Below are 20,220 nucleotides of genomic sequence, written 5' to 3'. Positions count from 1 at the left end.
CAGCTCTCTCGTTTCCGTAATTCATGCTTTACCGGAATGCAGTTTTGTCGAATGGGGCACACTTTAAGTGCATTAACGATAATTTTCTAATGTTTCATTTCGCGTAAAAAAGTGACGACATGGTGTCTATTAACAAGTGAAACATTAGAAAATCCAGCATTGGCGCGGCGGGCTTGGGGCTCTTAAGCAAAATGCGCATAGGTTCTCTTACATAAATTTAAGTTTCAACAAGCCTTATACCCTAGGCTTACTGGCCAGGACTATGCCAAGCGGGAAATTTAAGCATTTTTATCAATGGCTTATAGTAATTACCGAAGCAATAAAAACGCCATACATGATACCGCGCCGGAGATTTTTTCGTTGTACTCGTCGCCCCTGTCGGTTGACGCCCGCCACATGGCTGGCGTGATAGGTCGCGCATTAAGCTCCTTGTTAATGTTGTCTCGTGGAAAATCAGGTTTTGGCGTCCTATATTGACTGAAGGTTCTGTTTTTGCAGGTAAGTCGGGAACCAGCCGGTTCCTGTTTGATCGTTCCGCCAATGAAAGCCGGGCTCAACCCCGGCTTTATACATTCACCAGGGAGCCGGCCGTCTTTCCGACCGCCAGCTTCGGCATAAAGGGATATTTGATCATGAGACATCGAGTAAACAGCTCCTTCCGTCAAACGATAAATTCACATCGTTTTCGCGGTATAAGTATGTTGTTGAAACTGTTTTACATCGCAGCCATTTGTACAAGCTGCGCATCGCCACCACTCCAGGATGAATCGACGGACAAGGAAACCGTCCCTCCTGTCGTCATCGACGACCTTGAGCCGCCCTCCGCCGGACTGGATGCGACTATTACCGCAACCCCTTTGCTGGAATCCGTCAGTCTGGTTCTGGACGGCAGCACCGATCTACAACAAATGAATAACAAGGTGTACTACCGCAAGAAAGGAAACGGGAACTGGCATGACGCCTATTCTCTCGTTGCGGACCCTACCGATGACGCGCTTGCCGGCGGCATTATCGGTCTGGAGGAAAATACCGAGTATGAGGTAAAGGTATCTTTGCTGGAAAACGGCTCGGTTATTCAATCCTTCCAGGCGGAGTTTAAAACCTGGCCAACGGACCCGCCCATCAATCCGGAGAAGGTGTATTCCATTGCGGACATCTACGATGGGGGCATGCTGGATCTGGAAGCGCTCAATATCTCTGGGACAGCGGATGGATGGGCCAAAATTGTCGGCGACGGAAAAACCGTGATTGATGGCGGTTACGACAATTACACCGCCATTAAAATCGGCGGCGCCAGCTACGTGATGTTTGAAAACCTGAAAGTCAAAGGCGGTAGACTGCATGCCATCCACAGCCTGAAAGCTCATCACCTGCGCTTCCGCAATCTCGACGTCGCTGGCTGGGGCCGCACTTCCGGAGCGGTTAACGACGGTATCTCTTATGAGAAACCCAGCGATGATGACCCCATCAATTATGATTCCGCGTTCTGGCTGGAATCAACTGGCGTTGTCGTCGTCGAGCGCAGCTATGTGCATGACCCAAGAACCGGCGCCAACACCTGGGAGTTCGGACATCCATCCGGTCCCAATGCCTACCTGATCTCCACTAAGCATTCCGAACCGGCTTACCGCGGACAAGTCGTGTTGCGTTACAACGACTTTGTCGGCGGCGACAAACACCGCTTCAATGATGTAGTGGAAAGCCGCTCCAACGGCTCCCGGGACGGAGGCTTTATTCGCGACAGCGATATTTACGGCAACTATTTCGCTTTCAGTAACGACGACCTGGTTGAGCTGGATGGCGGGCAGCACAATGTGCGCTTTTACGGCAATCGTTTAGAAGCCGGTTACAACGGTGTCAGTATCGCTCCCAACATGCGCGGACCCAGCTTTATCGCCGGCAACCTGATCCACGACCTGGGGGACGAACGCGGCATGGCCTGGACCGCCTTCAAAGCGGGCGGGTTGACGGTCAAACCGGAAGGCACAACCTACCTGTTCCACAATACCGTCTACGCCAAGGCCAATAGCCTGCACGGCACCGGTTACTCCGGCGATCGCGCCTTCAACGCCGTCACTCGCAACAATCTGCTGGTCAGCAGCGCCGGGTGGTCAGAGCGTCAGTACAGCATTCGCGATATTGCGCAGGAGCCCGGTTCCGACTTCGATTTCGACCTGCTTTACAGCACGCAGGCGGCGACGGCCGTAGTACAAGCCTACGGCGGCGCGGAGGAGAACGGCGTAACCAATGAAACGCCGCACTTCCGTGACGCGCCTGCAGGCAAGTTCAATTTGTTGGAAGAAAGCGCAGCCATCGACAAAGGAACATATATCGCCAACTACTCCAACGAAGTGGTCGGGACCGCCCCGGATATCGGCGCCTTCGAGTACGGCGTGGCGAAAATGATCCCGGTGCGCCCAATCAAAATCACGTCGGATGCCTATCGCGTGGATCTGGACGCCCAGTCTCCCGGAGCCCAAACCATCAAGCTCAGCAACAGCGGTTCAGACACTGACTTCAAAGTATTGATCAATCAGCACGCGGACTGGATAAAAGTATCGCCGTCGAATGGAACGATATCCGGGGATGGAACCAAAGAGCTGGAAATCAGCATTGATTCACAAAAGATGGGGGGCTCCGATTCCAGAGCCGGCGCCATCATTATCAAGTTTGATGACGGCTATTCAATTCCTGTCTCTGTATATGCGGATTAACATGACAAGTTAACAACTTTTAATATATAAATTTTGCGAACCAAAACAGGGCGTTAAATATATAAAATGCGCCCTGATTGCACGCTTAATTATGAAAGTCTTCTCACTCTTTGATAAGTGAGAGGACTTTTGTCTCTAATGGTCTTTTTATTGCAGCAATCTACTCGTAAACTAACGCCCGTGACGCATTCCTCACGCCGCCGCACAAGGGGAAAAGCGGACACTTTGTTATTAATTTCATAAGGCGCGGAGCAACAGGCGGCGCTCTGCTCAATCAGAACAACACCAGGATTTAATCCAACTTCCGCAACCATCAAACCTTGTTTTGACGGCGGCTTCTTATGGATTGAATTTGCTATTGTTTCTGCCTGCGCCCAATTAAATAATGCAGGGACGTTATTTAAGTATGCTATTTAATTCAAACGAATTTTTATTTGTATTCCTGCCCCTGTCGTTGTTGCTGTTTTATCTGGCGCGTAGAGCGCTGGGGAAACGCCCGGCGTTTATAGTTCTGTTTATTCTCTCCCTCGGCTTCTATGGCTGGTGGGAGTGGCGTTATCTGCCGTTGCTGATCGGCTCGCTGGCGACCAATTTGTGGATTGCCGAACGCATACGCACCCGCAAGCAACGCAGCGACCTGGTGGTCGGCCTGTGCTTTAACCTGGGGTTGCTGGCCGTTTTCAAATACCTCGGATTCATCGAAGGCAATATCGAAGCCCTGTTCGGCATTGAGCTGGACTGGCCGAAACTGGCGCTGCCCATTGGTATTTCCTTCTATACCTTCCAGCAGATCGCCTTCCTGGTTGACGTCGCACGCAGCGACAGCGATGAAGCCACCGACCCCGCCCGCTATGGCCTGTTTGTGAGTTTCTTCCCGCAGTTGATCGCCGGCCCCATTGTTCATCACAAGGAAATGATGAACCAGTTCGAAGCGCCGCCGTCCAATGACAAGTTAATGCGCCTCGCCGCCGTCGGTCTGGCGATATTCGCTATTGGTCTGGCGAAGAAAACCATGATCGCCGACCCCCTGGGCGCATTCGCAACGCCATTCTTCGCCCGGGCTACCGAGGGGGGAGATATTCACTTCTTCATCGCATGGGCCGCCGCCCTCGCCTACACATTCCAGATCTACTTCGATTTCTGCGGCTACTCAGAAATGGCGATCGGCCTGGCGATGCTGTTCGGGGTGAAACTGCCCGCCAACTTCAACTCCCCATACAAGTCGCGCTCCATTATCGATTTCTGGCGTCGCTGGCATATGACCTTATCGCGGTTTCTGCGGGACTATCTCTACTTCCCGCTGGGCGGAGGACGCGTATCACGCTGGCGCCGCTACATCAACCTGATGATTGTCATGCTGGTGGGCGGACTCTGGCATGGCGCCTCCTGGACTTTCGTCATCTGGGGTGGCCTGCATGGCTCCTACCTGATGATCAACCACGGCTGGCGCGCCATTGCTGACAAACCGATGCTGAAGCCGCTGAAAGGCCTGATCAGCAACCTGTCTCTGCCAATCACGTTCTTCGCCGTGGTTATCGCCTGGGTGGTGTTTCGCGCAGAAAGCTTTGACGCCGCCATGGCGTTCTATAACGCCATGTTCGGTTTCCACGGCCTCTCCGCGCCGGAAGAATTCCGCCCGCTGGTTGAAGCATTGGGACTGCAGAACTCCGTTTTCCTGTTCGCCGAAAACTACCGCACGGATTTCTACATGGGACTGATCTGGACGTTTGGCGCCGCCGTCATCGCGTTCTTTGCGCCCAGCACTTTGGAGCTGCTGCGCTCGGAGCGTCCCACAGCGGATTTCGACGAGATCGAAAGATCCTTGCCGGCGCCGCGCCGCTACCTGCCATCGCTGGTCAGTATGCGGGCGTGGAGTTCCATCGTGGTAGGCGTGCTGCTGTATATTTCCCTGCGCGCCATCAACGCGGCAGCGGAAACAGAATTCCTTTACTTCCAGTTTTAAAGCATCAGGACTCGTAACACGGAAACGACGTAAATCATGACCAAGATGAGTAACGAGACACCAGGCTCGCACGTACAAACTGATTCGCAACAGGAGCGCGGCAATCCGCTTAAGTTTATTATCGGCGCGCTGGCGACCGCGGCCGCCCTGATGGCGATAAACACCGCGATTACAGCCAGCACGATCGGCCGTCCGACCGCATCTTCGCAGACACTGTGCGATCAAGTGAACGCCCGCATAGACCTGGCTGAGCGCATGCAAGGACCCAATCTGTTGCTTATCGGAGGCTCCGGCGTACGCGCCGGATTTTCCGCGCAAATGCTAAGCGACGAACTCAGTCTCAATGCGCTGAACTTCGGCCTGCAAGCCTCCATGGGTCCAGACCTCACGCTGAGTGAAGCCAAGCGCGCGCTGAAGCCCGGAGACACCGCATTACTGGCGTTTGAGTATCCCCAGTATAAGCACGATAGCTGGAATCCTATTGAGCTGAACTACGGCTTGGGTTGCGCAGCGACCTGGTTCAAACAGAAGCCGCTGCCGGAGATTGTCGAAGGACTGATGGCCACAGACCTCACCCGGATTGTTGATGTTTGGCGCTTTGCCTCTAAAGAGAACAAATCGCTTAATACCTTCGACTCCAACGAGCATGGCGACAGACTGCCGGAAAGTTTTCCCGCCGTTTCAGACAAAGTGAAGCGCCGGTTGTCCCTGTATCAGCCGGTGAATATTGGTATTGATACGGAATCCCGGGGCGCACAGGCTATCAAAGCATTCGTTGAATACGCCAAGGCCAACAACATCAAGGTTTACGCCACCTGGCCAAACACCATTGATTTCCCCGAGTATCGCAAGACATCCGGCTTTCAGCAGATTAAAGAGTTTTACGCCAACTTGGGCGTACAGATGATTGGCGAGCCGCAGTTGGGCCTGTATCCCACCACTGCCTTCTATGACACGCAATATCATCTGGACTACGCCTCAATTAAAAAGCGTACCCAGGATTTCATCACCGCACTCAAGCAAGAGCACATCAATTTCTCCGCCGCACAAGGCGGATAAGCCCCCCTATTATTCCCCCCCTTCTCTTTGGCTGCGTAGCTCGCTTCATGCAGCCGGAGAGAAGCTTGATTACTTACGGTCACAACCCTCCGCCTTATCCGCCAAACAATCCATCAAAAGTATGAATGCATAGCGACATGGCTATCTGAGCCGTGTCACTCCACCCGATATTAGACCAGCGCAGATTAGTTCCATTTAAAAAACCTATTCTCAGGCTATGCGCAATCAATTGGAGCCTCTTTTTTAACGACTTTAATCTTGTGCCTGATACGCCGCCGTTTGTTTTTATTCTGCCGCAGTCACACCAGCGGCGCGGAAGTCGCCACACCCTATAACAAAAAAAGGAGCTCCTGATGACGCTGAAGGAACTGGCCTACATCGTAGCGGTCGCAGAGGAATTACACTTTCATCGCGCAGCAGAGCGCTGTCACGTCACGCAATCCACTCTCAGTATTCAGTTGAAAAAGTGCGAGGATTACCTCGGCGTCCAGATATTCCGACGTAACCGGCATTTAGTGGAAATCACACCGGAAGGCAAAGAGATTGTGCGTCTTGCGCAGAAGGCGTTAGCGGCGGCGGAACAGATACGCAGCCTGTCCAGAGACCTGCGCGCAATACGGTAATTTAGACAATCAATCACGCGATTTAGGGGCAATGTGTAGACTGGCTTTCACTGGTTTGGATAGGGGATAAGTCATGAAAAAACACAATGGATTCGCCTTTGCCGCGAGCCTTTTAACCTTAGCTTTGGCCTCACCGTTAAACGCTGCGGTCGGAAACTCATATGCGCCAGTCGTGGACTCAGAGTCCTTCGACAGCGTCAAACAACGCATGGAAGGCGCTAAGGATCAAGTCGTCGCACGTCATAAAACATTGCTGGAAGAACGCTACGATCTGGCGGACAAACCGTCTTCTGAGATAACCATGTCAAGAGGCAAGCCAGTGCAAACGGGCGTGCGGGTGAAGCTGGCCAATGGTGTGACCTGGGAGCAGCTCACCACGATGACGCCGGCGCAGATCAAACAGAAAGGCGTGTTTCCAAAAGGATTCCTACCGCTGCCGCATCCGAATCACAGTGAAGGTGGCATGCTGTTTCCGCAGTTTCATATTGATGAAATTAAAAAGCAGGAGGGTCGAGATCTAACGCGTTTCGATCTGGACTTCGTCATGCCGGCTCATTTTCTACCGGAGTTTCCTGCGCCCATTTATCTCACCACCCGCCCGGACCTTGGAGATGTCTCTCATGGCGAAGAGGTGACCCTGCAGAATTACTACGAAATGTTTTCCGGCGTCCTCAACCCCAAGCAGCTGGAAGGCTTGCGTTTATTAGTCACACCTTTTCCACAACAACAGTTCAACGCCACAACGGATCGACGTTCCGCTCAACCCAGCATGGGCGTCGCCTGTTTTGACTGCCATACCAACGGGCATACCAACGACGCCACTCACTTGGTCGGAGATATACGCCCGCAGGAGCGTCGCCACCGTATCAACACGCCCAGCCTGCGCGGCGTCAATGTACAACGCCTGTTTGGATCGCAACGCGCGCTGAAGACGGTCGAAGATTTCACCGAATTCGAGCAACGCGCCGCTTATTTCGATGGCGACCCGGTCATCGCCACCAAGAAAGGCGTCAATATTCTGGAACGAGGCAGCCAGGTTCATTTCATGGGCGAGTTTCAGGCGTTACTGGATTTTCCTCCTGCGCCCAAACTGGACCTATTCGGCAAGCTCAATCCTGACAAGGCCACGGAGTCCGAACTGCGAGGACAGGAAATTTTCTTCGGTAAAGGCCAGTGCGCGGCATGCCATGTTCCGCCTTACTACACCGACAATCTGATGCACAATCTTAAAGTAGAGCGCTTTTACAACGAAGAGATGATCAATGGCATGCTCGCTGGCGCTGATGGCCCCATCAAGACCTTTCCGCTTCGGGGCATAAAAGATTCGCCAACCTACCTGCACGACGGCCGCCTGCTGACATTGGAAGACACAGTAGAGTTTTTCAACCTGGTGCTCGGCGTTAAATTGAACAAGCAGGAAAAACAGGATTTGACTGCATTTTTATACACCCTGTAAGAACCTTGCGGTTTTCGCTTAACCGATCAATGGTTTATAGGGCTAACGCCTCCGCCATATAAGAGTGTTTACGGTGGGTAATCTCAGCGCGGAGGCGGTTATAACTGGACTCTGGCCTGCGATGAGGGGTACAGTACCCCCCTCCCTCTCATTAACCCACCGTGGACACCACACCTATATGGCAAGAGAATTCCAAGACACCCACTTCCGCGTAAAAAAACTGAATGGTTATAAAGTACGAGAATTTAAGGCTTTATTGGAAGCCAACAGCGCCGACGATACGCCGGTTCTACTCAACCTGAAAACAGACCACAAGCTTTGGTTCCGCTTTTTCCTGGATGAAGGCAAAGGTTTTTGGGAAGAGTGGGAAGATTTTGACGATAAGCCAGGCGATGGCGAAAGAGAAGTCGACTATGCATCGCTTTTCAACATCAAATCCAAGACTATCAAAGATATCTGTTGTGAAAACGCCAGAATCAAAATCAGATTCGAAGGCGGCGGCGAGTTCTGTCTGAAATCGAAAGACGAGAGCAACCACGACGCCGAAAGCCAGGCGACATTCCGTCGCTAAGCGGTTAACAGCACTTCTGTTCGATCCCTTTCTTTTTAGCGCTTTTCGCCCACAGGGCGCGCGCCCTACGAAATTCCGGGATAAATCAGTCGCCCACCGTCACACAATGCCGGTTTGTATCCGGTATGACTTACATTAAAAATAAATCGCGGCCGTTAAGGCATGAGCGTATTTGCACGCTCAGCATACTGCTCTAAACGGCCGCCAGACTCTACCTTTACAGGACGCAGTCGGCTCCCCGCAGACGCAAGTCAACGGACTCGCTCATTGGGGCATGAGTTAAAGCGACTACGGAAAAGAAAAGTGCTAGAAGGAGTACGTAATGCCGGTAAGAAAGACGTTAGAATGCGAGCCTTTAGGCAAGCCTATATATTGATATTCCAGAATCGTCACCCCGAAACCGCCTTCTTTTCTCTTCCAGTTGAGACCCAAACCACCATACGGACGCACGCCAGTGTATGTCTTGTCTTCATCCTGCTTATCGCGATCCTTATAGTCGATACTCACGCCATAATCAGTGTAAGCGCCGCCGACTTTGGCAAATGCATTAAATCTCTCTGAAAGCGCCGTCTCGCCTTTGATACTCAGAGCAAAGCCATCATATTCGGTAGATTCGGTATACTCACCAAGGCTGCCAATATAAGAAGTAAAGCCTGAAGTGATATTTTGCTGGGCGAACCAAGTAGCTTCCACCGCCAGAGACGGATGGAAATAGTAGCTATAGTTCAGCTGTACATGAAAGCCGACATCAGAGTTGTCACCACGGGTATCGCCAAAACCCAGAGAAGCGCCTAATTGGTGCTCGTATGCGTTTGCACAAGCTGAACTTAAAGACATAACCACGGCGAAAACCACGCTTGTGGATCTAGACATAAACATCCTCAACATAAAAATACAATCAATACAAAGACCTGGCGGTCTACGCTCCATTAAGCACAGCATTTTAACCTAACGCCACAGGCGCCACCGTTACTGTATTTTACCTACGCTCCCCTGCGTAAATTACGTACGCCCCGGCGAGATGAGAACGAAGCACACCCGGCTATTCCTGGGTTAGAGCCCAGGAAACAACGTTAAAATAACTTATCGAGACCTTTGTCAATCGGGGCATGTCCTCTGCTCAAATGATGGTCCTGAGCGAACGCTTACTGTAAGCTGCACATCCGCCAGCGAGGCTGGCTCCAACACTGTATCAGCAAGAAGAAGTTATCCTATATGAGCTTTGCCTCCCTCGGCTTGTCCGCCCCCATTCTCGACGCTATTTCTGAACAAGGCTACACATCGCCCTCCCCCATCCAGCTGAAGGCGATACCTGTCGTACTGGAAGGCAAAGACGTCATGGCGGCCGCGCAGACGGGAACCGGCAAAACCGCCGCCTTCACGCTGCCCATTTTGGAACGCCTCTCTAAAGGCGAGCGGGCGCGCTCTAACCAGGCTCGCGCCTTGATCCTTACGCCGACGCGGGAGCTGGCAGCTCAAGTCGGCGATTGCGTGTCCCTCTACAGCAGCAAATTACCTCTGCGCTCCACCGTGGTTTTTGGCGGGGTAAAAATCAATCCGCAGATGATGCGCTTGCGTCGCGGTGTAGACGTGCTGGTGGCGACGCCTGGACGCCTGCTCGACCTGTACAATCAAAACGCCGTGCGCTTTCAGGATCTGGAAGTGCTGGTGCTGGATGAAGCCGACCGCATGCTGGACATGGGCTTTATCCACGATATTCGCAAGATTCTGGACATTTTGCCGAAGCGTCGGCAAAACCTGATGTTCTCCGCCACCTTCTCTAACGATATTCGCAAGTTAGCGAAGGATCTGGTTAACAATCCGGTGGAGATTTCCGTGAGTCCGCCCAACACCACGGCCAAAACGGTCAAGCAGTGGATTCACCCGGTTGATAAAAAGCAGAAGTCCGCACTATTGGCGCAACTCATCCGCAACAATAACTGGGATCAGGCTCTGGTATTCAGCCGCACCAAACACGGCGCCAACCGCCTGACGCGGCAACTCAGCGCCAAAGGCATCAATGCCGCCGCCATCCATGGCGACAAAAGTCAGAACGCCAGAACCAAAGCGCTTGCGGATTTCAAAGCGGGAAGCGTACAGATTCTGGTGGCGACGGACATCGCTGCGCGCGGCATCGACATTGATCAATTACCGCAGGTCGTGAACTTTGATCTGCCCCAAGTAGCGGAAGATTATGTACACCGTATCGGACGCACCGGCCGCGCCGGCGCGGAAGGACAAGCAGTATCGCTGGTCAGTGCGGACGAGTTCAAATTACTCGCCGATATCGAAAGACTGATTCAAAAGCGCCTGCCACGCGAAGAAATCGACGGATTTGAGCCTGAACAACGGCTGCCGGAGTCGCGTCTGCCGACTCAGCCCGTGAAGGCGCGCAAGCCGAAGAAACCTAAAGTAGCCAAAAATGGGGATCAGCGCGGTCAAGATAGAAAGGGCGAGAAAAAAGGTCCTCGACAAGACGGCGCAGCGAGAAACAATACAAACGCGCCTCGCAGACAACGCAGAAGAGGCGCTGGCGGCGCTGGGAGACCTGCGGCACGCAAAGAGGCCAAGGGTAACTAGTCGCTTCTTAGATCTCAGACTTCGGGGCTGACTTGTAACAGTAAGCCCCGACTCCCCATCAATTCCTGATCTTTCTAACCCGAAACGATCGCCCTTTCATTTTCCCTTTGCCCAGTTTATCCATAGCAAGTTTGACGACGCTGCCCGCGACGGCGACATATGCGCAGTTGTCAAAAATGTGAATTTTGCCAACCAGTTTGCCGTCGACCCCGCTTTCCCCTGTCAACGCGCCGAGAATATCTCCTGGGCGCACTTTCTGCTTCTTACCGCCATCGATCTGCAGGGTTTCCATTGGCGGTTTATACGCCGGGTTCTTCAGCAGACTGGTTGCTGGCGCAGGTTCCGCGCTGACGATAATCTCCTGATACTCTTCCAGGCGGGCGATTTTGTACATCTCGGACTCACTATAGAGAGTACAGGCAACACCGCTCGCGCCAGCGCGGCCGGTGCGCCCGATACGATGCACATGAACCTCTGGGTCACGGGCGATATGGAAGTTGATGACGGCATCCAGAGCGTCGATGTCCAGGCCGCGGGCGGCGACATCGGTAGCCACCAGAATAGATGCGCTTTTGTTAGCAAAGCACACCAGCGTCTGATCGCGATCTCTCTGCTCCAGATCGCCATGCAAGGCGACAGCGCTGAAACCGTGGCTCACCAGCATATCCGCCACTTCCTGCGTCTCGCGCTTGGTGTTGCAGAATACGACGGTGGATTCTGGCTTATACTGCAGCAGTAAAAGTCGCAATACTTCCAAACGATGTGCATCGCCTTCCACCTTGTAGAAATACTGCTGAATACTGGTGTCGTCATGTGAAGACTCCACCTTGACCATCACGGGGCTGAGCATGACTCGCTCCGCGATGGACTGAATCTGGCTCGGATAGGTAGCGCTGAACAGCAGCGTTTGCCGCTGCGGCGGCATCTTTTCCACGATAGCGTCCAGCGCCGCCTGAAACCCCATGTCCAGCATGCGGTCCGCTTCGTCGAGCACCAGGGTATGCAATTCGTTTAGAACCAATGTTCCTTTACGCAAATGCTCTTCAACACGCCCCGGCGTCCCTACAATGATGTGCGCGCCATGTTCCAATGAACCGATTTGTGGTCCAAACGGCATACCGCCGCATAGTGTTAATACTTTGATGTTATGAATCGCTCTCGCCAAACGGCGAATTTCTTTGGCGACCTGATCCGCTAATTCCCGCGTGGGGCATAAAACCAGCGCCTGGACGCAAAAGCGTTTTACATCGAGTTTGTTCAGTAATCCCAAGCCAAAGGCCGCCGTCTTGCCAGACCCGGTTTTACCCTGAGCGATAACATCCTTTCCCGCCAGTATCGAAGGCAGGCTTTGCGCTTGAATAGCCGTCATAGAGTGGTACCCAAGCGTGGACAGGTTCTGCAACAGTCCTGGATGCAATGAAAGAGAGGAGAAAGCGGTGGCGCTCAAGGTGAAGTTCCTTTGGATGGTATAACTGCGGTGCGTCGCTGGCGTCGATTAGTCGCCGCGCGATGTGATGTATCAAACAACAAAAAAGGGCAAGGCTACAAGCCCTGCCCTTTGTGTCTCATCTGTCGATCAGACGGCGATCCCTTTGCAGTATTTGCTCAGGTTCGCAAAAAATACGCCGCTTACAGCGGAACGATGTTCTCTGCCTGAGGTCCTTTCTGCCCCTGAGTAATTGTGAACTCGACTTTCTGGCCTTCGGTCAGAGTTTTGAAACCAGAACCAGTGATGGCGCTGAAGTGAGCAAAAACGTCAGGACCGGATTCTTGCTCGATAAAACCAAAACCTTTGGATTCATTGAACCACTTTACAGTGCCGGTAACAGTATTGGACATAGTCATATCCTAAATAATCTTGAGTAAATCAATGCCTTGCATAAGGCCGCTTTGCTGGAAGTTTTTCTATTACTTATGAAAACAGGACGAGGACTATAGACAGGACTTCGAAATGGTATTGCATAAATATCAGATTTACTTACAGACTGCTCAAAGTATATGCAGGGCGATTTCGGTGTCAAGATGGAACAGACATATCCTTTCGTCTTCGTGGCCAAGTTTTCTAATTTTTGATCTATTTATAGCAAACGAGACGGAATTCCTCCCCACTTTTACCCCGGCGGCGCCCTTGCCAGACAGATAAACGCAACGGCTGACTCATGATCAAACTAAATACAATCTAGATTGTCTGACATTCATGCATAGAGGCTTCAGAGGCAAGAAAGTATTTAGTCGTCAAGAAACAATTCTACTCTCCAAATAATTGATCGTTGTTCAAATAAGCAAGCATTTCTATTTTCTGACCGAATGGACAGATATAAATAGAAACAGCGTCAACGTTTTTTGTTACGTATAGATTTCGCCAAGCATTCCTGCAGCCTGAGCGGGCTGAATTGCATCAGCGGGGATATAGATAAACGGACCATAGCTTTCCATGCGAACAAACATACCTGTTTCGGTTTTAAACACCGACTCAGGCCACTTTTTCTCATCACCCGCTCCGAAACCAATACCGTCTTGGTAAAAACGAACCTTGATTTCAGCAACGCGCTTCCCGCTCTTCATTCGATGGGTAATCCATCGCTTTTTCCGAGCGGGAATTGCAATGAAAGCGCCCGCGCCATAAATCAGCGCAACCACGCCAAAAGATAAAGGGTAAACGCCGCCAATCACGCATGACACAGCGCCTGCCGCAAGCAGGAAGCCCGCCCATAAGGGGGCGAACTTCCTCCAACGGTCAATGTGTTTGAGCCACTGACTATATTCTTCTTCGTAATAGCGTTTTGACTTGCTGAAATGCGCTTCGGCGATCATTTACCCAACTTTGCCAATTAATCGGTGTTCTGCTGCTGAGTGACGTCATAGCAGTTCGGAGCGGAAGCGCCGATATAATCGACGGAGATAGTGACGCCTTGCATGCAGAATGAATACTCCGCCGCCTCGCCCGTGACATACACATCATCTCCCGGACGGTATCCACTCAAGTCACCGCCCAGAGTGTAAAGACGCCCTTGTGTGTCCCTGAATGCAGGACACTCAACACCCTCCTCTGTAAGCCGCCCCTTCAGACAGACTTTCTTGGATTGCGACACGTCAGATTCCCCCAGCATGGCCGCCTTCGAGTTACTCTCCGCATGAACGCGAACACCTTTCAACCCATCCGGTATCACCGCCATGCGATATGTCACGCTCATGGAGGAGATGACTTCCGCGGCCGGCTGATCAGGGGGCATGGCGACAAACCCAAAGTCGTAGATTCCGTCTGGAGGCGCCTGTATGTATTGGAAAGCAACCAGCTCAGCATTGCTCCAGCCTGCGGTAGGTATCATCCCTTCCGCCCGAATCTCCAGCATTGGCGGATAACTTTCCAGTATGTTCACCTGTACGTTATCAACCCGGTATACCATGGATTTCGCAGCGGATTGTCTTTGGTCTGCGGCGTCCCCATCCGCCCAAACCTCCGCCGGCGCCGCCAAAAGCAGCGGCAAACAGACGGCCATATGTCTCAGATTTACTCGCGCCCCAGTGAAAAGACTGACGCCTTTATTTATTCCATTCATTTTTTCGTCCTTTTTGAGTCAGTATGAAAATACTCTTTCATTCCCGCCAGGTTCTCGTCAGATCTTCAGAATAAAGAGCGATGGCTCTTCTGTATTCCTGCACATAGGGGTCCTGGGAGGTAGCGGCGATCACTTTCAGCAACGTTTCAACAGACTGCCTGGGTTCCCCTACATTGAACAAAGCCATGGCTTTGAACACGTGCAACTCATGCGCTTCAGGAAACTGCGCCAGCCCTTCATCAAAGGTATTCAGCGCCAGCTCATATTCTCCCAGTGCGCGATAAGTGCTGCCCAACCCCAAATATGCGCCTCGCAGCAGCGTCTCCGATAACTCTCCGGAAATTGCGTTGAGATAGTACGGAACAGCTTTCGCCTCCAATCCCAAATAGTCATGAACGCAGGCGGCCTCGTACTGTAGCTCAGCGTCGGTAGGAAAATCTTCCGTCAATTGCACGGCAAGGTTACGCGCATCTTCATGACGCCCTTGCTCCCGTAGATATCTAATGGACTCTGCATTCATCATACTTTTTACTGTCACTCCGTCTGAAAACTCCCCTTCAACATCCCGGAAGGAGATTACGATCACCCGGCTTCACGCCGCATTCTGCTGTATTTCATTTTCCCCAAAACTGACTGGGAACAATTCACGCTTAAGCATGAATAAAGTTTTCTTTCCGTAATACCGACTCGCCACTCCAGCGGTACGCCACCAATTTCCCCTGCTTGGCCACTGAATAATCAAGGCAGGCCACATTGGAAGCCAACGGCTCCGGTTCGCCCGCCAGCCAATAATGACCAACAAAACAAGGCGGCCGTTCTTCTCCGTATCTGGGCATCGTTGCCGGAGCCGGAAGTTGTGCGGCGTCGCCAATCTCCAAACCAATAGGCAACGCCACCTCTCCTAAAGTCTTCGCATCGCGCCGCCACCACTGCACGCGAATAGCGCCCCTTTCGGTTCCATCTTTGTCATGAAACACGATTCCATCAGGCAACTCTACCTCTACCCCCTTAATCAGGGTTTCAACGGCAGTGAACATCTGGTGTCCTTCAGTGGAGGCGTCAATCAGCATGTCCAGATCCAGCAACCCGGAGGGCGAGCGCGTACGAACGATGTCGATGTAGTCATCATGCCAACAGGCGTGAATGACTCGTAGGCCGTCCAACTCCAGCCAGAGCGGCAAGCTGTGGAAAAACGCCAGCACGTCTTTTTTCAATTCAGGCTCAGATTCAAACTCGTTCAGAAAAGCCTGATGCTGGCGGATATTCTTTTCCGTACGACGGCGTAGATACTCTCCCTGGTGTAAGGTGTGGAACGCCAGCGCATTAAATTCATGATTCCCCATCACCGCCAACGCATGACCACTACTCACCATTTTCATGACCAGCGCCAACAGTTCACGGTGTTGTCGCAAGTGTTCTCCGCGGTCAATAAAATCTCCGAGAAAGATGACTTTGCGCTCTGGATGCGCGTAACCATCGCCAGCATCCACATAGCCAAGCAGTCGCAACAATTTGATCAGTTCATCCGCATGGCCATGAATATCGCCAATAATGTCGTAATACTGCCTTTTCATATTCGTTCTCCCTCTCCAGTAAGGTGACGGTTCGCCTCTCGCCCCCTCTCCTGCAATAACTCAATAAACGCCTTAACCATGGTCGACTCGCTGTTGTCCGGCGAAATTATCCAAGAGAACTGGCGCGTCAGATTAAGGGGTGTGCTCAGCTCAACCAGCAGACCCTCGCGCACTTCGTCCACAATCGAAAGCCCTGACAGACAGCCTACACCCAGTCCCGCACGCACAGATTGCTTGATCGCCTCCTGCCGGGACAACGCCAGAGCAATGCGCGGTCGCACGCCTATGGCTTGCATCGCCGCATCAAACACCGCGCGCGTACCAGACCCGGTCTCGCGCACGATCCACAGAAACTGCTCCAGCGCTTCCACTCCAATGTTATCAACCTGCGCCAAAGGATGTCCCGCCGCGCAGAAAATCGCCAACCTATCAGACAGCCAGGGTGCGATGTGCAATGTGGGGTGCAGGGCTGGCCCTTCAATCATGCCAATGTGCGCACGCCCTTTTTCAAGTAAAGCAAGCACCGTCTCTGTATTCTGTATCTGCAAATCGGGCTCTACTTCAGGATAGCGTTTGACGAACTCCGCCAACAGTGAAGGAAGCAGATAGGAAGCAATTGTAACGCTGGCCGCCACACGTAGAGGACCGGCCACTTTTTCAATGTCAGGCAGCGCCAATCCATCCACCAAACCAAGAATTCGTCTTACGCGCGGCAGTACACGCCTGCCAGCGTCACTCAACTCCAGCTCACGCCCCACTTTATTGAGCACAGCGTAACCCAGCGCCTTTTCCATTTCCCGAATGGACTGGCTTGCCGCCGACTGACTAAGACATTGCTCCTCAGCCGCCAGAGTTAATCGCCCCAATCTGGCGGTAGCCTCAAACACTCGCAATTGCCGCAGACTCACATTCATCGGTTTTTCTAAACTATTACTTAAAAAACATCCAATATACTTATCATAGACGTTTTCTTAAAGTCCCCCCAACGAAAATATAAAGGGGCTCACGCCATGCTAATCCGCCTGATCGCGCTTGCTGTTTGCGCTATCCTACTCGCTCAAATTCCCTTTATCGCCGCTTTGGGACTCAGCGCCCTTCCCCTGGCCTCACTGCTGGGTCTGCTTTATGGCGCAGCGACTACCCACAACACCCAAAGCGCCGCCACTACCCTTAACTTCTGCCAGCAGAAACTGCTGCGCCTGGGCATCATCCTGTTCGGCTTCAACCTCAGTTTTCAGCAAATAGCCGCTATTGGCTGGCGCACTGTATTGCTGGACGCCATCGTTATCATTTTCGTGCTCTCTATCGGTATTTATCTGGGGGTCAAGCTTCTACGTCTTCCTAAGGAGATAGCAACGCTTACCGCCATAGGCAGCGCAGTTTGCGGAGCTGCCGCCATCATGGCCGCCGAACCTGTTGTTCGCGCAAAAGAGAAGGATGTCGCGGTCGCAGTCGGAACAGTGGTCGTTTTCGGCACTTTAGCCATGTTTATCTACCCCGTCATATACCGCTTTACTGCAATGGAACCATCGCTATTCGGGATTTATATCGGCAGCACCGTGCATGAGGTCGCCCAGGCTATCGCAGCGGGACAATCCATCAGCGGAGAAGCCATGCAATTCGCGGTAGTCGCCAAACTCATCAGAGTGATGTTGTTGGCTCCGGTCATCATCGCCCTCAGCGCCCTGCTATTCCGCGCACCCGCCGGAGCCCATACTCAAACAAGGATCGCCATTCCCTGGTTTGTCTTGGGATTTATCGCCGCAGCAGCCATCAACAGCTTGATCACCCTACCTGAGTTTGTATTGGAAGCATTGAAATGGACCTCCCAGCTCGCCCTCACCCTGGCCATGACCGCTCTGGGCGTCAAAACCCGCTGGAGCGACATACGCCAAGCCGGGGCAAAGCCCATCGCATTATCGTTGATTCTGTTCATCGTATTGCTGGCAGGCGGATTTGGATTGAACGCATGGATGCTTGAAGCGACGATTTAGAGGTTGCTATCGCCCTCATGCGCACCAGTCATTACAAATAATTATTTAAAGCCGATTTGCATGCAGGGCGGAGCTCGTCTGCGATTATACTCCGAGTCCAAACTTCGCCTGTTATGTCTGCTATTTCACTGGGGCTTACAGGCAGTCGAGCTAGCGCCCAAACGCCAATCCGGCAAACTTGCATAGGTTCATCCACCCACTAACCACATGACTCATTTAGCCAGGATCACACAACAGATTCGCAAAATATTCCAAGGGGTTAAGAGCGCAGAAGAAAGTGTTATGAAGAGCTCAAGCTTCTCACAATGCATGCGAGGGCTCTTTTATGGCGTCTTTCTTATTCCATTAACCGCATGGGCCATTTTAGACAACCTGACCTCCAACGAGACGCCTGGCGATCCCTCCACTTGGTCAGATGGCTTGTTACTGATGGTCCTCCCCATTCTTCTGCTCGCTATCCTTTTAGCTGCAATGACGATAGAAATACTGATTTTTTCAATCTTGGAGAACATTGCCTTCAGGAAAAACACACCGCATCCACTTTACACACGCCTGGGAGTCGTATCCTACTCCATCATTGGCATTTCTTATTCTTCCTTTACTTTGCTCTATTGCCTCAATGGCCTGTTTAGCCTAGCGATAGCAGTCAATCCAATTACCGCCAGATTAGTCATCATGCTGGTGAGAGGCAGTTATGAGAGTAGACGTCGATAGAATCCTGACATTGGTCTGGCGACCCTTTCTGGCTGGTCTATTATTAATGCTTTCCAAATTTGCCAATTGGACACTGATATCTGGGAAAATGAAAATGCTGATGCGATAGAAGATATTGATGATGAAATTTACGGTTGGAGTGCGGACTTCTCCGCAAGTCTAGCCTACGCAGGAGGCTTCTCAGGAAATCCCGGCGCAAACAACAATAAGCGTCGCGAGTTCTGGGAATGGTATTTAAACCAAGCTGCTGAGGAAGCTTACAAAAGTGTATGCCAAAAGTAGCACAGGTTATCTTCCCTATGCATGTCGGTAATGAGCAAGCCATGCTTCGATCGCCCCAAGTCAAAAGTAACAAGCAGGAGGTAAGCTAATGACAGCACACTACAAAACTGCCGAAGCCCTTATTCACTTGGTTAAACGCTCCCCTTTCATGAGCTTTGTATCAAGCGAAGACGTAACTATTGGGTTCCGATTCGATAACAAGGACGCATATGTGCTGGGTTTTGGGGATGAGCCAGAGATCAAGCACTATCTCGATTATCGCGATACTGATGCTGTCGATTATTGGGCTTATTTGCAGTTGGATGACTTATTCAGTTCGCTTGAAAGTGGGACCGGGCTGAGTGAACTCAAACTCATTCGCTCAGAAGGGGTAAATGATATTCACCCAAGAGTGGACAGCCTTGTGATGAAATGCCTGGCGGAACTGGGCCCTTACCCTCTCTCTGACAGAGAAGACTTTGTTTATGGGTCTCTTTTTGGCTATGACGATCCACAGGTGATTTGGCAATCAGAGCACTCGCCGCTCAGGGTCCTTCGCTATTGTGACGAGGAAAACGAGCTAGACATCCTGGTCACATCTGGCTTCAGCGATCAAAACTCCGAAAATTGCTTTGAGCTTTTGATGATCACTGACCCTGATTCTGCACCACTTATCAGGCAGTTTGTCGGCTGGGCGATTAATTTTGAACATCAGTTTGATACCCTTGAGGTCGGAGACTTTCTTCAAACCAATGAGGAGCGAATTCCAGACACCATCTACGGCGGCTTTTTGGTCCTTCCTCCCGTATCCATTAACGAAGAGTTTCCAGTCGGAAATCATATGAGTAATTGGCGCGTGCTTTTGGGCGCCACACCCAGCGAACTTGCCATAGCAAAAACTGAAGGACCACTTCACATAGCACAAAAAATCTTTGAGGCAGGCTACTATGACACAACTCCAGATTGTCGCGAGCCTGTTGCATAACGCAGTAACCGTATAAGCGCATCAATTCAGTAACGCCATGACCAAAAACATCAAGGCCGTTTTGTGTTCATGCACCAGTCTTTTTGCCTCCTTTCGTTTGACATAATCAAGCCACGCGCAATTTCAGACACTCTGTTCCATCGGGATTATTGAACGTCATCTGAAT

At 51.8% G+C, this 20,220-nt stretch carries 19 protein-coding genes; 11 read left to right on the top strand and 8 right to left on the bottom strand.

From position 1 onward, the window contains the following. The first annotated feature begins 698 nt into the window (after window positions 1-698). From ACQYWX_RS09260 to ACQYWX_RS09235, 6 genes are all read left to right on the top strand, one after another. Window positions 699-2,714 (top strand): BACON domain-containing protein, encoded by a 2,016-nt coding sequence (locus ACQYWX_RS09260; protein ID WP_279502338.1) that lies wholly within the window; start codon window positions 699-701, stop codon window positions 2,712-2,714. 406 nt (window positions 2,715-3,120) lie between these two features. Continuing rightward, entirely contained in the window at window positions 3,121-4,677 is a 1,557-nt protein-coding gene (locus ACQYWX_RS09255; RefSeq protein WP_431688573.1) for an MBOAT family O-acyltransferase, read from the top strand. A gap of 36 nt (window positions 4,678-4,713) precedes the next feature. Then, complete coding sequence (locus ACQYWX_RS09250; RefSeq protein WP_431688572.1) at window positions 4,714-5,736, top strand: hypothetical protein; 1,023 nt, start codon at window positions 4,714-4,716, stop codon at window positions 5,734-5,736. 353 nt (window positions 5,737-6,089) lie between these two features. Beyond that, a complete protein-coding gene (locus ACQYWX_RS09245) occupies window positions 6,090-6,359 on the top strand; it encodes a LysR family transcriptional regulator (protein WP_127969502.1) in 270 nt (89 codons plus the stop codon). A 73-nt stretch (window positions 6,360-6,432) separates the two neighbouring features. Next, entirely contained in the window at window positions 6,433-7,815 is a 1,383-nt protein-coding gene (locus ACQYWX_RS09240; RefSeq protein WP_431688571.1) for a cytochrome B6, read from the top strand. Window positions 7,816-7,993: 178 nt separating this feature from the next. Continuing rightward, window positions 7,994-8,386, top strand: coding sequence for a hypothetical protein (locus ACQYWX_RS09235; RefSeq protein WP_216737157.1), 393 nt, complete (start codon window positions 7,994-7,996; stop codon window positions 8,384-8,386). A 306-nt stretch (window positions 8,387-8,692) separates the two neighbouring features. On the opposite strand, the gene ACQYWX_RS09230 is transcribed toward ACQYWX_RS09235, so the two are convergent. After that, window positions 8,693-9,259 carry an outer membrane beta-barrel protein gene (locus tag ACQYWX_RS09230; RefSeq protein WP_164887222.1) on the bottom strand — a complete coding sequence of 189 codons (567 nt, stop codon included), beginning with the start codon at window positions 9,257-9,259 and terminating at the stop codon, window positions 8,693-8,695. A 342-nt stretch (window positions 9,260-9,601) separates the two neighbouring features. On the opposite strand from ACQYWX_RS09230, the gene ACQYWX_RS09225 reads away from it, so the two are divergent. Beyond that, entirely contained in the window at window positions 9,602-10,966 is a 1,365-nt protein-coding gene (locus ACQYWX_RS09225; protein ID WP_431688570.1) for a DEAD/DEAH box helicase, read from the top strand. Window positions 10,967-11,024: 58 nt separating this feature from the next. Here the strand turns inward: ACQYWX_RS09225 and dbpA are convergent, their stop codons facing one another. From dbpA to ACQYWX_RS09190, 7 genes are all read right to left on the bottom strand, one after another. Then, window positions 11,025-12,413 carry an ATP-dependent RNA helicase DbpA gene (gene dbpA, locus ACQYWX_RS09220; RefSeq protein WP_431688569.1) on the bottom strand — a complete coding sequence of 463 codons (1,389 nt, stop codon included), beginning with the start codon at window positions 12,411-12,413 and terminating at the stop codon, window positions 11,025-11,027. A 182-nt stretch (window positions 12,414-12,595) separates the two neighbouring features. Then, a complete protein-coding gene (locus ACQYWX_RS09215) occupies window positions 12,596-12,805 on the bottom strand; it encodes a cold-shock protein (protein WP_011398470.1) in 210 nt (69 codons plus the stop codon). A 507-nt stretch (window positions 12,806-13,312) separates the two neighbouring features. Further along, entirely contained in the window at window positions 13,313-13,780 is a 468-nt protein-coding gene (locus ACQYWX_RS09210; RefSeq protein ID WP_216737161.1) for a hypothetical protein, read from the bottom strand. Between the two features lie 17 nt (window positions 13,781-13,797). Then, window positions 13,798-14,526, bottom strand: a complete 729-nt coding sequence (locus ACQYWX_RS09205; protein WP_216737162.1) for a DUF5818 domain-containing protein — start codon at window positions 14,524-14,526, stop codon at window positions 13,798-13,800. A 37-nt stretch (window positions 14,527-14,563) separates the two neighbouring features. Beyond that, window positions 14,564-15,064, bottom strand: coding sequence for a tetratricopeptide repeat protein (locus tag ACQYWX_RS09200; protein ID WP_216737163.1), 501 nt, complete (start codon window positions 15,062-15,064; stop codon window positions 14,564-14,566). A gap of 112 nt (window positions 15,065-15,176) precedes the next feature. Next, window positions 15,177-16,100, bottom strand: coding sequence for a metallophosphoesterase (locus tag ACQYWX_RS09195; RefSeq protein ID WP_431688568.1), 924 nt, complete (start codon window positions 16,098-16,100; stop codon window positions 15,177-15,179). Continuing rightward, complete coding sequence (locus ACQYWX_RS09190) at window positions 16,097-17,014, bottom strand: LysR family transcriptional regulator (RefSeq protein ID WP_431688567.1); 918 nt, start codon at window positions 17,012-17,014, stop codon at window positions 16,097-16,099. The genes ACQYWX_RS09195 and ACQYWX_RS09190 overlap by 4 nt, the downstream gene beginning before the upstream one ends. Before the next feature lie 96 nt (window positions 17,015-17,110). Here ACQYWX_RS09190 and ACQYWX_RS09185 point away from each other — a divergent pair, with 96 nt between their 5' ends. The 4 genes from ACQYWX_RS09185 to ACQYWX_RS09170 all read left to right on the top strand — a co-directional run bounded on the left by ACQYWX_RS09185 (window position 17,111) and on the right by ACQYWX_RS09170 (window position 20,054). Continuing rightward, a complete protein-coding gene (locus ACQYWX_RS09185; protein WP_431688566.1) occupies window positions 17,111-18,094 on the top strand; it encodes a YeiH family protein in 984 nt (327 codons plus the stop codon). Between the two features lie 282 nt (window positions 18,095-18,376). Next, entirely contained in the window at window positions 18,377-18,808 is a 432-nt protein-coding gene (locus ACQYWX_RS09180; RefSeq protein ID WP_431688565.1) for a hypothetical protein, read from the top strand. A 66-nt stretch (window positions 18,809-18,874) separates the two neighbouring features. Then, entirely contained in the window at window positions 18,875-19,090 is a 216-nt protein-coding gene (locus tag ACQYWX_RS09175) for an Imm5 family immunity protein (RefSeq protein WP_216737168.1), read from the top strand. Window positions 19,091-19,178: 88 nt separating this feature from the next. Beyond that, on the top strand, window positions 19,179-20,054 hold the full coding sequence (locus ACQYWX_RS09170) for a hypothetical protein (protein ID WP_431688564.1): 876 nt from the start codon (window positions 19,179-19,181) through the stop codon (window positions 20,052-20,054). Window positions 20,055-20,220 lie beyond the last annotated feature (166 nt).

The organism is Hahella sp. NBU794, assembly GCF_050749805.1.
Classification (GTDB): Bacteria; Pseudomonadota; Gammaproteobacteria; order Pseudomonadales; family Oleiphilaceae; genus Hahella.
This window is presented reverse-complemented; position numbering and strand designations above follow the sequence as displayed.